Origin of the sequence: Brevibacillus sp. LEMMJ03 (assembly GCF_007197875.1) — a bacterium.
GTDB lineage: Bacteria > Bacillota > Bacilli > Brevibacillales > Brevibacillaceae > Brevibacillus > Brevibacillus thermoruber.
The window spans coordinates 109441-122144 of the sequence record NZ_VKJN01000009.1; the positions used below are offsets into that span (position 1 = coordinate 109441).

The 12704-nt window shown below is 61.2% G+C and carries 14 protein-coding genes; 6 read left to right on the forward strand and 8 right to left on the reverse strand.

Annotation, left to right across the window (positions count from 1 at the left end):
* The first annotated feature begins 10 nt into the window (after positions 1 to 10).
* Positions 11 to 631: a PilZ domain-containing protein gene (locus tag FOI68_RS13180; RefSeq protein ID WP_029100668.1), complete on the forward strand. Its 621-nt coding sequence runs from the start codon at positions 11 to 13 to the stop codon at positions 629 to 631.
* A 105-nt stretch (positions 632 to 736) separates the two neighbouring features.
* Here the strand turns inward: FOI68_RS13180 and FOI68_RS13185 are convergent, their stop codons facing one another.
* Positions 737 to 940, reverse strand: coding sequence for a hypothetical protein (locus FOI68_RS13185; RefSeq protein WP_035299077.1), 204 nt, complete (start codon positions 938 to 940; stop codon positions 737 to 739).
* A 31-nt stretch (positions 941 to 971) separates the two neighbouring features.
* The gene (locus FOI68_RS13190) at positions 972 to 1193 is read right to left on the reverse strand and encodes a hypothetical protein (protein WP_035290384.1); all 222 of its coding nucleotides are present in this window, start codon (positions 1191 to 1193) and stop codon (positions 972 to 974) included.
* A gap of 152 nt (positions 1194 to 1345) precedes the next feature.
* Here FOI68_RS13190 and FOI68_RS13195 point away from each other — a divergent pair, with 152 nt between their 5' ends.
* Positions 1346 to 2503 carry a PQQ-dependent sugar dehydrogenase gene (locus FOI68_RS13195; protein ID WP_143863450.1) on the forward strand — a complete coding sequence of 386 codons (1158 nt, stop codon included), beginning with the start codon at positions 1346 to 1348 and terminating at the stop codon, positions 2501 to 2503.
* Here FOI68_RS13195 and FOI68_RS13200 read toward each other — a convergent pair.
* Genes FOI68_RS13200 through FOI68_RS13210 form a run of 4 tightly spaced genes read right to left on the reverse strand, consistent with a single transcriptional unit; the run spans position 2478 to position 6342 of the window.
* Entirely contained in the window at positions 2478 to 3497 is a 1020-nt protein-coding gene (locus FOI68_RS13200) for an MFS transporter (RefSeq protein WP_255433464.1), read from the reverse strand. The genes FOI68_RS13195 and FOI68_RS13200 overlap by 26 nt on opposite strands.
* Complete coding sequence (locus tag FOI68_RS23980; RefSeq protein ID WP_255433465.1) at positions 3497 to 3718, reverse strand: hypothetical protein; 222 nt, start codon at positions 3716 to 3718, stop codon at positions 3497 to 3499. The genes FOI68_RS13200 and FOI68_RS23980 overlap by 1 nt, the downstream gene beginning before the upstream one ends.
* A 55-nt stretch (positions 3719 to 3773) precedes the next feature.
* Positions 3774 to 4649 carry a winged helix family transcriptional regulator gene (locus FOI68_RS13205; RefSeq protein WP_143863451.1) on the reverse strand — a complete coding sequence of 292 codons (876 nt, stop codon included), beginning with the start codon at positions 4647 to 4649 and terminating at the stop codon, positions 3774 to 3776.
* Positions 4639 to 6342, reverse strand: a complete 1704-nt coding sequence (locus FOI68_RS13210; protein WP_029100664.1) for a sigma-54 interaction domain-containing protein — start codon at positions 6340 to 6342, stop codon at positions 4639 to 4641. Before FOI68_RS13210 ends, FOI68_RS13205 begins: the two co-directional genes overlap by 11 nt.
* 236 nt (positions 6343 to 6578) lie before the next feature.
* On the opposite strand from FOI68_RS13210, the gene FOI68_RS13215 reads away from it, so the two are divergent.
* The 3 genes from FOI68_RS13215 (at position 6579) to brnQ (ending at position 10536) form a co-directional block, all read left to right on the forward strand.
* Positions 6579 to 7499 carry a proline dehydrogenase family protein gene (locus tag FOI68_RS13215; RefSeq protein ID WP_029100663.1) on the forward strand — a complete coding sequence of 307 codons (921 nt, stop codon included), beginning with the start codon at positions 6579 to 6581 and terminating at the stop codon, positions 7497 to 7499.
* Positions 7500 to 7786: 287 nt separating this feature from the next.
* Positions 7787 to 8716 carry a DNA-3-methyladenine glycosylase 2 gene (locus tag FOI68_RS13220; RefSeq protein WP_143863452.1) on the forward strand — a complete coding sequence of 310 codons (930 nt, stop codon included), beginning with the start codon at positions 7787 to 7789 and terminating at the stop codon, positions 8714 to 8716.
* 470 nt (positions 8717 to 9186) lie between these two features.
* Positions 9187 to 10536 (forward strand): branched-chain amino acid transport system II carrier protein, encoded by a 1350-nt coding sequence (gene brnQ, locus FOI68_RS13225; RefSeq protein ID WP_143863453.1) that lies wholly within the window; start codon positions 9187 to 9189, stop codon positions 10534 to 10536.
* Here the strand turns inward: brnQ and FOI68_RS13230 are convergent.
* Entirely contained in the window at positions 10533 to 11456 is a 924-nt protein-coding gene (locus tag FOI68_RS13230) for a DMT family transporter (RefSeq protein WP_035299089.1), read from the reverse strand. The genes brnQ and FOI68_RS13230 overlap by 4 nt on opposite strands.
* Before the next feature lie 158 nt (positions 11457 to 11614).
* Positions 11615 to 12070, reverse strand: a complete 456-nt coding sequence (locus tag FOI68_RS13235) for a DinB family protein (protein WP_143863454.1) — start codon at positions 12068 to 12070, stop codon at positions 11615 to 11617.
* 174 nt (positions 12071 to 12244) lie between these two features.
* Here FOI68_RS13235 and FOI68_RS13240 point away from each other — a divergent pair, with 174 nt between their 5' ends.
* On the forward strand, positions 12245 to 12667 hold the full coding sequence (locus tag FOI68_RS13240; RefSeq protein ID WP_035299145.1) for an acyl-CoA thioesterase: 423 nt from the start codon (positions 12245 to 12247) through the stop codon (positions 12665 to 12667).
* Positions 12668 to 12704 lie beyond the last annotated feature (37 nt).

Consider the following 12704-nt stretch of genomic DNA (forward strand, 5'->3'; position numbering starts at 1 on the left):
GAGACTGCAGATGGAAAGCATCTTGCAAATTCGAAAAGGCAAGCAATTGTTTGAAGGCAGCGTTACCTATGAAGAGGGCGACCTCATCGAGGCCGTCTTTCCCGACCAGGTGGAAGTGACGGTGGGGGACCAACTGCCTTGTTTGCGAACCAGCAATTACGACACCATCAGCAATTTTGAGGCGGTGGTGCTGGCCAAAGAACGCAATCGCCTCTTTTTGTTCCACTCGCCGACCGTCTTGGAATTTCGCGAGCAGCGCCGCCGCTATCCGCGGTTTGACATGGACGTCCAGGGCTGGATCCAGTATCAGTCCGTTGATCCTGCCGCGGCCAATGCCTTTTCCTATCAAAAGGTGGATCTCGTCAACCTGAGCCTGGGGGGATTGGCGATCCGCACCAACAAGCCCGTTCCCGACGAACGGAAGCTGTTCTTCTACGTGGAGCTGTACGGCCGCAATCGCGCCGACGGCATCGTACAGGCTGACCTGCAGGTGATCCACGAGCGTGTCGAGGGACCGCATTACTTCTACGGCTGCAAAATTGTCGGCATCAGCTCCAGGTATTTCCACACCTTGCGCAAGTACCTGCTGCAGCGGCAGTTGGCGGAACGGAGGATGATTCAACCGGAATAGCCGAATGCAAATTGGTTCTGCAGGGAACCAATTTTTTTCTGTGCTGCTGCTTGGGGGAGAAGGTAAGGAGGCCGGCGCCCCCTCATGGGAACGCCGGCCCGCTTGTCAACGGCTTTGACGGGACTTGCCATCTGCACCAAAGACATGTCGGAGCATGGTGTACCGGACAGCAGAAACGCTGCGGAACACAAAGGCGACATGTTCATCGTGCGGCTCCAGATGGTAACGCGTAATGCCGTGGCTGGTCAATACCCGGATGAAGTGCACCGCGTCCTGGAGACGAACGGAAAAGTACAGATGCTTCGTCATGGCAATCACCTCCTTTCCGAGAGCGAGGTCATTACACATGCAGATAAGGAAGGCCGTCATAGCCAAACGTCCGGAAAACAAGCTGGTATTGGCGTGCGGGCAAATCCGGAAACACCAGGGCCACATAGCCGTCTGGGATGCTGATGATGCGGTGTGTCTCTTCCAGCACAAACGGAATCCGAAAGCGGATAAATTTGCGCGTGTAGCGGGGAAGACGACTTTTCCGCACCAAGTAGAAGCAGGAATGCACCATGGAATCACGCTCCTTCCGAAAGGGAGCGTAGCAGAAAAAACTGGATAAAAGTAGAAAAAAGCCTGCAGGAGTGGGAGAGTCATCCTGACCGCCGTTTGAACAGGGGCCGAAATGACCAAACTGACAGAAAAGATGGATGTCGGAGGGATGAGATGAGGAAGTGGATGATGGCCGCCGCTGCGGCTCTCGCCTTGACGGCCGCCGGCGGGTGTGAGGCAAACAGCGTGGAACGGCAGGAGAGTCCGGCGGCGGAACCGGTCGTCGCGGCTCCCCGTCCGACAGTGCTGGCGGACGAGGAGGTGCCGTACACGCCGGAGACGCTGGCGGACAACCTGAATGTGCCCTGGGCGCTGGACGTTGCCCCGGACGGGCGCATCTTTTTTACCGAGCGGCCGGGGAGCGTGCGCGTGATCCAGCAGGGTAGGCTGCTTCCGGAACCGCTCATTACCTTTCCCGCGCCGTTCATAAGCGAAGGGGAAGGCGGGCTGTTGGGGCTGGTCGTCGATCCGGATTTTGCCGCGAACCACTGGCTGTACGTGTACCACACCTATCGCCAGGGAGGCAGCACGTACAACCGTGTCGTGCGGCTGCGGGAGGAGAACAATCGGGCGCGGGTAGACAAGGTGCTGATCGACAGGATTCCGGGGAGCGTCATTCACAACGGCGGACGACTGAAAATCGGACCGGACCGTCGGCTGTACGTCACCACCGGCGATGCGCGCGTCCCGGATCGGGCCCAGGACCGCTCCAGTCTGGCGGGGAAAATCCTGCGCCTCAACCTGGACGGCACGATACCGGCAGACAATCCGTTTCCGCAATCACCGGTGTACAGTTGGGGGCACCGCAATCCGCAGGGGATCGGCTGGAGTCCGTCCCATGGCGGCATGTACAGTTCGGAGCACGGCCCCTTTGCCCACGACGAGATCAACCTGATCGAGCCGGGGGGCAACTACGGCTGGCCGGTCATCCAGGGGGATCAGCAGGCCGCCGGCATGAAAGCGCCGATCCTGCACAGCGGCGACACCACCTGGGCCCCTGCGGGAATGACATTTGTCACCAGAGGGCCGTGGCAAGGGCGGCTGCTGGTCGCCAATTTGCGCGGCGAACAAATCCTGAACGTCGCCCTGGACCCGGGGAACCCCTCTGCCGTCCAATCGTTTTCCGTTTTTTACCAAAATAAATACGGTCGGCTTCGCGATGTCGTGGAAGGGCCGGACGGTTCGCTCTACCTCCTGACCAGCAACCGGGATGGACGCGGTGACCCTAGGCCCGGAGACGACCGCATCATTCGGCTGAGACCTGGACGCTAGCCGCCTCGGTGCGGCGGCGTCCCCAGATGACCCGCTGCAGCAGAATGCCTGCCGCCCCAATCGCCGCGATCAGGAAGCCGATCCGTTGAAACGACAGGCTGGCGCCCCAGGCGGTGATCAGCAAACCGCCCAGCAGCGGGGCGGCGATGAAGATCGCGCTCGTCAACGAATCGAAAATGCCCATCACACGCCCAATCGCTTCTTTGGGCGTTTCCTTTTGCCGCAGGTAGGCAGAGCCGACTGAGGTGAGACCGGTGCCAACGCCGGCGAGAAAGGCTGCGATCAACAGCCAGTGAATCCCGGACCCCGGCCGGTACAGCCCCAGCCAGGCAAATGCTCCCCCGATCAGCAGCACCCCTCCCCCCAGCACCCAGCCGTACGCAGTGATCTCGCGAAACCGGCCGAGCCCGGTCACCGTCAGCAGCGCCCCCAAGCCGATCGCGCTGGTTTTCCAGCCGAGCAGCTCCGGATGGGCAGGCGCTTTTTCCCGCAAAATGACCACGAACTGGGCATCCACCAACTGGACGGCCATCAGGGCGATCAGGGAATAGAGCGTGCTCGCAAACAGCACGCGGCTGCGAATAAGGATCTGCCATCCTTCCTTCCACGATTCGCCGAAGCCGGACCGCTCCTCCTGCGCTGCGGCTGTCGGCCGTGCTTCCTCCACGTTTCCGGCGGAGGAGAGAATGGCGGCGGACAGCAGAAAGCTGCAGGCGTTGACGATCAGGCAGGCGGACGGGGAGACGAAGGCGGCCATGGTTCCGCCCAGCAGCGGGCCCAGCAGTTTGCCCAGTTGATAGGCGGTGCCGTTGAGCGATGCTGCCCGCAACAGCTGTTCCGGGGGGACGACGTGACGCGTCAGCGCCTGCTGGGCCGGGGCATTGACGGCCATGGCACAGGAGCGCAGCAGCATCACCCCGAACAGCCAGGCGGGATCGGGAGCGAAGACGGCCGCCGCGGTAAGCAGCGCCCGGCAGAGGTCCGTGGCGATCATCAGGCGCAGCTTGTTCCGCCGGTCGGCAAAAAGCCCGCCACCTGTCCCAGGACAAGCCCCGGACCGGCGTACACCAGCGGCAGCAGTGCCATCAGCATCGGATCGGCCTGGCAGACGTACCCGAGCAGCATCGTGACGGCGATAAAATCAAACCAGTCGCCCAGGGTCGACAGGCTGTACGCGGCGAACATCCGGATAAACACGCGGTTGTTCCAAAGCAACAACAATTCCCCCTTTCGTTCCCTTCCAGGGTAAGGGGGAATTGTCAGAGGTGTATCAGAAAGGCCGTTGGACCAGCGCGGGAATGGAGCGGGCCAGGTAGTCAAAGCGGTACTCGGCCGCCAGCTCCTCCCAGAGCGTGCTGTATTTGTGCTGCCATTCCGCGTCCCAGCCGAAGGTGTCCAGAAAAAAGAGCACGAGGCGAACCCCGTAGATGAAATGCGGGACAAACCTGGAGGCGCGCAGGACCTCCATGCCCTCCTCCACCAACTGCCTGGCCTGTTGTTGTTCGGCGCGGCGGTACATGCACATCCCTTTGAGCAGGGTGAGCGAGCCCAGCTCCCGCTGCATCGGGATGCGGCTGAGCTGCTCTTCCGACCGGCGGATGAGCTGTTCCGCCTCCGCCAATCGGTCCCGCAGCAGCGCGTAGAGGATCTGTTTGTACCGGAGAATCAGCGTAAAGCTGTCCGAATCAAGCCGGGCGACGATCCCTTCGGCTTTGGCCATCTGCCGCTCCGCTTTGTCCCACTGGCCCGTTTCCAGGTACAGACCGATCACGTTGATCTCCAGCTCGTCCCGCCACCGCGGGGGAAGGCGGTCCGGCTCAGACCGCACCCGCTCGAACAGCTGCAGCGACTCCCGTGGGTTCTTCTGCACCATGGAAAAGATGTGCAGCAGGTAGAACAGCTTTTCCTCAAACGGGATGGACGATGTCTCCACAAACCAGGCAAAATCGCCCCAGACAAAGCGGATGTAGACGGCGTAAAACGGGTCCAGCTCGATGCCGAGCACGTCCCGGTGAGCGGAGAGCGTCTGCAGCGCCGCCCCCATTCCCATGCCGTGGTACAGTTCCAGCAGGCGGATGGTTTCGCCGCCGCGGGAAACCGTGCACGCGTCCGGTTGGAATTGCAGAAGCGTCCGCTCACCGCTCATGGCTGATCCCGTACTTTCTCATTTTGTTGTACAGCGTGCCGCGCGAGATGCCGAGCAGGTCGGCCGCCGCCTTTTTGTTTCCGTAGGTGCGGTCCAGCGCGGACAGGATGCGCTCCCGCTCCGACAGGGCCGGGTCCGGGGCGAACGCGTAGCCCGCCGGTGAAGCGTGGGGAACGGGCGCGTACGGGGGTGTCAGCGGCAGCACGGCGGGCGGCGGCGCCATCGTCCGGGTGCGGATGGCGGAAGGCAGGTGCTCCGGCAGAATGACGCCCCCTTCCTGCAGGATGGACAGGCGCTCGATCACGTTGCGAAGCTGCCGGATGTTGCCCGGCCAGGCGTAGTCAATCAGGGCGTGCATCACTTCCGGAGCGATGCGCGGGACGGGCTGCTCGTTGGCGATGGCGTACTCGTGCAGGAACATCTGCACCAACTCGGGAATGTCCTCGCGCCGCTCCCGCAGCGGCGGAATCTCCAGCGTAAAGACGTTCAGCCGGTAGTAGAGGTCTTCGCGAAACCGGCCCTCCGCCACCATGTGTTCCAACTGGCGATTGGTGGCGGCAACGATCCGGGTGTTGACGGTGATCGGCTCGGTGCCGCCCACGCGGTAAAACTGCCGCTCCTGCAGGGCGCGCAGCAGCTTGACCTGCAGTTCCAGCGGGAGTTCGCCGATTTCGTCCAAAAACAGCGTTCCGCCGTGGGCCAGTTCCAGCTTGCCGGGCTTTCCCTTTTTCTCCGCTCCGGTAAACGCCCCGCCCTGGTAGCCGAACAGCTCGCTCTCAAACAGCGCGGCCGGGATGGCCCCGCAGTTGATGGCGATAAACGGCTTCTCCCGCCGCCGGCTGGCCTGGTGGATGGCCTGGGCGAACAGTTCCTTGCCCACGCCGCTCTCGCCATAGATGAGGACGGTGGCATCCGTCTGAGCCACCTTGCGCGCCGATTGGATGGCCGACTGAATGGCGGCGGAATGTCCCTTGATCGTGAAAAACGGGTCGTCGGCCGCCTGAAACCGGCTCATCTCCTGCTGCAGGTTGTGCAGGTGGGCGGTGGTGTGGGCCAGTTCTTCGTTGAGCCGCACCAGTTCGGTAATATCCTGTTCGATGGAAATGGCCCCGATAATGTCCCCTTCCTGCCGGATCGGGGCGGCATTGATCAGCACGTGCCGGTCCGGCCGGGGGATGTGGTAGACCCGCTGCACCGAGGTGCCCTGCTTGAGCGCGTCCAGGAGGCGGATCGACTCGCTGTCGAAATGGGCGTCCAGCGGCGTGCCGACCACCTGCGCCCGGTCGATTTCGTAAATGTTCTCGGCCGCCTTGTTCCAGTACTGGACCACGTTGTGCGTATCGACGATCGTGATGGCCTCGCTCATCGTGTCCAGCAGCGTGTGCAGCAGGGCGGACTGGTTTTGCGCCAGCGTGACGAAAGCGCCGAACAGCCGATGGGCGGTCACCAGGCCGGAGGGCGTGCCCGCCTCGTTGAGCGTCACCAGATCGGGCACAGAGGGGCGCCCCCAGGCAAGCAGCCGTTCACCCGCCTCCCGCAGCGTCTCCGTCTCCGGGACGGCGAGAACGGCAGCGTCGCGACCGTCGACGCGAAGCACACCTTCCGTTTCGCCGGCACGTATACTGACAGCAGCGGAGCCGATCGGCACGGCCAGGGAAGCCAATGGACAATCGAGAGAAAATAACGGTTTCAAAAAACCACTTCCTAACCAAACTAGAAGTACACGCATGGTACAGACCAAACACCGGATGGGTGGTGTGTACCGTGTAATCAAAAGTGTACAAGAATGGACACAATCTGTACATATGTGTGTAATTTCCTGTTCGGCAGCCAGCAGAATGGCCGGCTTCTGCCCTGTTCGTCCTGTTTGGCACGATTTCTGCTAGGAAGATGGACACAGATGCATGTTGAGGAGGAGACCGATTTCCCATGGAACAACTCATGAAAGACTTTTTCCTGTTCCTGTCCAAAAACAAGACGCTGAACGCTGCGGCGAAAAAGTGGGGCCTGCGGTTCGGAGCGAGCCGCGTCGTCGCCGGTGAAACGATTGCCGAAGCGATCAGCACCGTTCGCCAGTTGAACCAAAAGGGGCTCGTCTGCACGCTGGACCACCTGGGCGAATTCGTCTACAGCGTGGAAGAGGCCAACGAGTCGGCAGACTACTGCATCAAAACGCTGGAAGCGATTCACCAATCCGGCGTGGACTGCAACCTGTCGCTGAAAATGACCCAGCTCGGCCTGGACATCAGCCGCGAGCTGTGCATGAACAACATGCGGCGGATTCTGGACGCGGCCAAGAAAAACGGCAACATTTTCGTGCGGATTGACATGGAGGACTACGCCCACAACGAAGTGACGCTGGAGATCCTGGACGAACTCCTGCAGGACTACGACAACGTGGGCACCGTCATCCAGGCCTACCTGTACAAGTCTGCCGATGACATCGAAAAGCTGAAAGAGAAGAAGGTCAACCTGCGGCTGGTCAAAGGGGCGTACAAGGAGTCCCCGGAAGTGGCCTTCCCGAACAAGGCGGACGTGGACGAGAACTACAAGAAGATCATCAAGCAGCACCTGCTGAACGGCTGCTACGCCGCGATCGCAACGCACGACGACAACATCATTGCCTACGTCAAGCAATTGGAAAAAGAGTACAACATTCCGCGTACGCAGTTTGAGTTCCAGATGCTGTACGGCATCCGTCCGCAGTCGCAGGTGGAGCTGGCGCGCGAGGGGTACAAGATGCGCGTCTACGTGCCGTACGGCAACGACTGGTACGGATACTTCATGCGCCGTCTGGCCGAGCGTCCGGCCAACGTGGCGTTTGTGATCAAAGGGCTGTTCAGCAAGTAGGAAGCCGCCGCACTTTCCTCGCCTGCCCCCGCGTTGGGCGGGCGGAGGATGCCCTTTTCCCGCAGGCGGTTGGCCAGGATTGGAGACGACAAAGCGCATTCGCCTGCTTCGGTGGTGGGGCGGGTGCGCTCTTTTGCCGTTTGCCCCACGCCGTGCCCTTCAAACCTTTCCTTTTCCGATTTCTTGCCGTTTCATCCCCCCTCGTGTGACAAATGGCGTTTCTTGTTGTAGGCTGGAAACAGCACAGACGGGCTGGATGTCCGCGCAGAGAGGAGCGATGTGTGTCGATGGACGGTTCCATCATTGACGTGAAACCGCCGTATTCGTTTGAACGGCTGCTGAAGAGGCTGGAAACGCACCCGGACCCGCAAATGCAGGTGGAGGCGGAGGCGCGGGTGATCCGCCGCGTGTTTCGCGTCGGACAGCGGCCGGTGGTGGCTGCCCTGCATTTTACCGGGGATGTGGAGCAGCCGGCGATCGAATGGCGGACAGATGCGGCCCTGACCGCCAGCGAGAAGGAGGCGCTCGAAGGGACGATCCGGCACATGTTCAGTGTCGACGTCGACTTGGAGCCGCTGTACCGGCACATGCGGCAGGATGATGTCCTGCGCCCGCTGACGGAGCGCTTTCGCGGGCTGCGTTTTCTGCTGGACGCCGACTTGTTTCAGTCAATGGTCCGGACGATCATCGGTCAGCAGGTGAATCTGCCGTTTGCCGCGGCCTTGACCCGCCGGCTGCTGGAGTTGGCCGGGGAGAAGCTGCAGGACGAACAGGGCCGGACCTATCTCGCCTTTCCCACGGCCGAGGCCGTCGCCCGCTTGGAGCCGGATGCCCTGCGGCCGCTGCAGTTCAGTCAGCGCAAGGCGGAATACATCATCGACTTTGCCCGCGCCGTGGCGGATGGCCGTGTCGATCTGGACAGTCTTTGGGGGATGGAGGACGAGGAGATTTTCGCTTGTCTCACCCCGCTTCGCGGTATCGGCAGATGGACGGTGGAGTGCCTGATGATGTTTGGCATGGGCCGGCCGGATCTGCTGCCCGCGGCCGACATTGGACTGCGCAACGGCATCCAGTTGGTGTACGGCCTGCCGGACAAGCCGGACGAACGGGAGATCCGCCGGATTGGCGAGAGCTGGGCGCCCTGGCGCAGCTACGTGTCGCTCTATGTGTGGGAAGCGGTCGGCGCGGTCAAACGAAAGGAAGAGCGGAACGCATGACGCCTCGGGGCGTCATTTCAGTGTGCAGACAAAGTGACTGTTGGGAGGAGAAGCACGTTTCCGGCATCCGCTCCGTGCTTTACCCACCGAACACAAGCTAACGCTCGCGTTCGGCGGGGCCCAGTCAACGCCCAGCAGGGAAGCACAGGCTGCACGCTCCGCACCGATTTGCGGGGGAGCGCCAAAGTCGTATCGCTGCGCAGCCCATTCAAGGTGGCGCTCCTTTTTCCCGCAAATCGTTGCTCCGCTCGGTAGGGCTCTCAAGTCGCTCTGCCTGGAAACATGCTTCTCCTTCGATGCAATCGGTTTGTCTTCAGTCTGGCATGACGCCCCGGGGCGTCATTTTTTTGGACTTGAAAAAAATGAAGGTTAGGTATATAGTAAACATTCGTGTAATACCGGAAAAATTCATATAGACTATAAAAACTTTCAAAAAATTTAAATTTAACTGAGAGTTGGAGAGGAAAACCATGAGAGAGTTAACCCATAGAGAGACCCTGACCATCGGGATGATGCTGTTTGCCCTGTTCTTCGGGGCGGGCAACATGATCTTCCCGCCGGCCTTGGGGCAAGCCGCGGGTACGCATGCGTGGGAGGCCATGGCCGGGTTTATCCTCACCGGCGTGGGGCTGCCGCTCCTAGGCGTCATCGCCACCGGGATGAGCGGCGGAAATTTGCAGACGCTGGCCGGCCGGGTTCACCCTGTATTCGGCGCTGTTTTTACCGTTGTCGTCTATTTGGCCATCGGGCCGTTTCTGGCGATTCCCCGAACCGGAACGGTTGCCTTCGAGATGGGCGTGCTGCCGTTTCTCCCGGAAGGCGCGAAGGAGAGTTGGGTGCCGCTGTTCATCAGCACCCTGGTCTATTTTGCCGTCACCTTCTGGCTGTGTTTGCATCCATCCAAACTGATGGACCGCATCGGCAAGGTGCTGACGCCGGCCCTGCTGCTGATCATTGGCGTGATGTTCGTCCAGTCGCTCGTGCATCCCATCGGAGAGGCGGGCGAGCCTGCCGAAGCGTATCAATCGGCGCCGTTCTTCAAGGGCTTCGTGGAAGGGTATCTCACACTTGACGCCCTGGCCGCCCTGGTGTTCGGCATCGTCGTCACGTCCACGATCGAAGGCCGCGGCATCACCGGGCGCAAAAAGCTCGGGTGGGCAACCGTCAAGGCGGGGATGATCGCCGCCACCGGATTGGCGCTGGTCTATCTCGCGCTCGCGTACCTGGGGGTGACCAGCTACTCGCTGGGGCAGTCTGAAAACGGCGGGCAAATCCTGACGTCGGTGGTTCAGCACCTGTTTGGCTCAAAGGGGCTGCTGCTGCTGGCGGCCGGTGTCATACTCGCCTGCCTGACGACGTCGGTGGGACTGGTGACCGCCTGCAGCCATTTCTTTTCGGAACGACTGCCGGGCGTGTCGTACAAAACCATGGCGATGATCCTGAGCCTGTTCAGCGCGGCTGTGGCCAACGTCGGCTTGACCCAACTGATTGTGATCTCCGTTCCCGTGCTCCTGATGATCTATCCGATTGCGATCGTGCTGATGCTGCTCTCCTTCCTGCATCGGCTGTTCCGCGGATACGCGGAAGTGTACGGCGGAGCGACCATCGCTACGGCGGTCATCAGCATCGTCGACGGGGCCAAGCAGTTCGGTCTTTCGCTTGACGGGATCACGTCGTTATACGCACACCTTCCGCTTTACCACGAAGGAATCGGCTGGCTGCTCCCCGCAGTATGCGGAGCTGCGATCGGCTTCCTCGTGGGAGTCGTCCGCCAGCCGGGCAGCGCGAAGTACCAGGAAACAACAAGCGGCACACCCTAACGGGGTGTGCCTTCGTTTTTGTCGTACGATTCCGCTTGCTGCAGGTTGGACAGGGCGACGCCGCCAAAGATGAACGCGGCTCCCGCAAGAAAGCCGAGGCCCAGATGCTCGTTTAAAAGAAGCCAGCCGAGCAGCGCGCCCACGACCGGCTGGATGAAGAAAAACCCTGCCCCGCTTCCTGCCTGCATCAGCTCGAATCCTTTGTTCCACAGGTAAAACGCCCCCGCCGTGGAGATGATGCCGATGTAGAGCACGCCGGCCCAGATCTCCCAGCCGAACCCCCAGGAGACGGGCGTCACCGACAGTTCCCAAACCATCAACGGACTGGTAAAGATCATGCCAAACAGGGCGACGTAGGTCGTCACCGACAGGGACGAGTAGCGGAGCGTCGCCTTTTTGCTCAACACCGTGTACAATCCCCAACTGACCGCCGCCAGCAGCAGAATCAGGTTGCCGATCAGGGACGATTGGGCATCCGCCTCGTCCGGGACGCCGATGACGATCAGCACGCCCACGGTGGCCAGCAGGATGCCGGTCAACTGCCGCCCGTTGATCCGTTCCTTCAACAGCCAGACGGCAAAGAGGGCGATGAAGGCGGGCGACGCCGAGGTAATCAGCGCTCCCATGTGGGCGGTGGAGAGCTTGGTGCCGACAAACTGGGCGGCAATCGAGATCGTGACGCCGACAAACGCGACGGCCATGATGAGCGGGAAGTCCCGCCTGGCGATAAACTCCCGCCGTGCCGCGACAAAGGCGCCCAGCACCACCAGCGCGATGGCGAAGCGGATGATCAGGAGCGTAAACGGCGGGATCACATCCAGAACCACTTTGCTGACGACGTACACGCCGCCCCAGATGGCGGCGGCCAGAGTGAGGCACAAGCCTCCAAACAACTGCTGCTTCCACTGCGGATTCATCATATAAGCCCCTCCCGGGAAAATGATGTGATGCGTGTGGCGTGCCGGGGGGACATCCGAGGATCGTTCCCTCGCCGGCTAGGTGAGGAGAACGCCGGGTACATCGCATTCAAACAGCGTACGCGCCATCGTGTTTCACCTCCCGAACGAATGGGGAAAACTTACCGGCTGCCTCCGTACTTGCGAATCAGACCGATCTGGCCGGCGTGGTAACCGGTGTGGTAGACCAGCCGTCCCAACGCCTGCCGCGGGGTAAGCGTCCCGATCGGCGCCTGCACGGCAGCGTCCCACGCATCCACGGGGAACTCGTGGAGTGATTCCAGCAGATGGGCGTAGGACGAGTCCCGAAACGACAGCAGGGCGTCAAGGTCGGTAAACTGCCCCTTGTCTTGGACCGGACCAATGGTGAAGAGCGTCACCCCGTCCGGCAGAGGGCGGCCGAAAAACATCGCACAGAAGCGGTACTCCACCTCGGCAATGTGGCGGATCAAAAATCCTACCGAGTTGGAACCGGGGGCGAGCCTCCAGGCAAGCTGTTCCGCTTCCAGGTTGGCCAGCGCATCCAGATAGCGCGAACGGGCGGTTTGGAGGGCGGGAAGCAGCGTCTGTTCGAACATGGACACCATCCCTTTCAGCGTGCGGCTCCGCACGTGTCTGTACGTCCTATTATAAGGAATGCGAGAAGAAAAAACAGCCGAATCCTTCCGAATATTCCGAATGAATATTCACTCAGCGGCGGCGATTCGCTATACTGGAAACAAGACAGGCGAAGGGAGAGAGGGGCGATGGGGATGCAGCATCTGTTTGATCTGGTCGTTCGTTCGACCGACATCGACGTGATCGGGCACGTCAATAACGCCAAATACCTGGAGTACATGGAGTGGGCCCGGTTTGACTGGATGTGCCGGCAGGGGTTTACGCTGGAGGAGCTGAAGCGGCGGCAGATCATGCCGGTCGTGGTCAGCATCCAGATCAACTACCGCAAAGAGCTGCGGATGCTGGAGCAGGTGCAGGTGCGCACTTCCGTGGTGAAGATCGGGGAGAAGAGCTTTGTCGTCCGCCACGAGCTGTACAATCAGCGGGACGAACGGGCGGCCGACGCCGACGTGACGATGGTGATGATCGACGCTGTGCAGCGCCGCTCCGTCCCGCTGCCGGACGATCTGGCCCGCGCGCTGGCTGACGCGCTGCCGAGCGGGCAGGCCAGCGGGTAACGAACAACATGGTCAGACTGCCAACAATGGCCTCTCC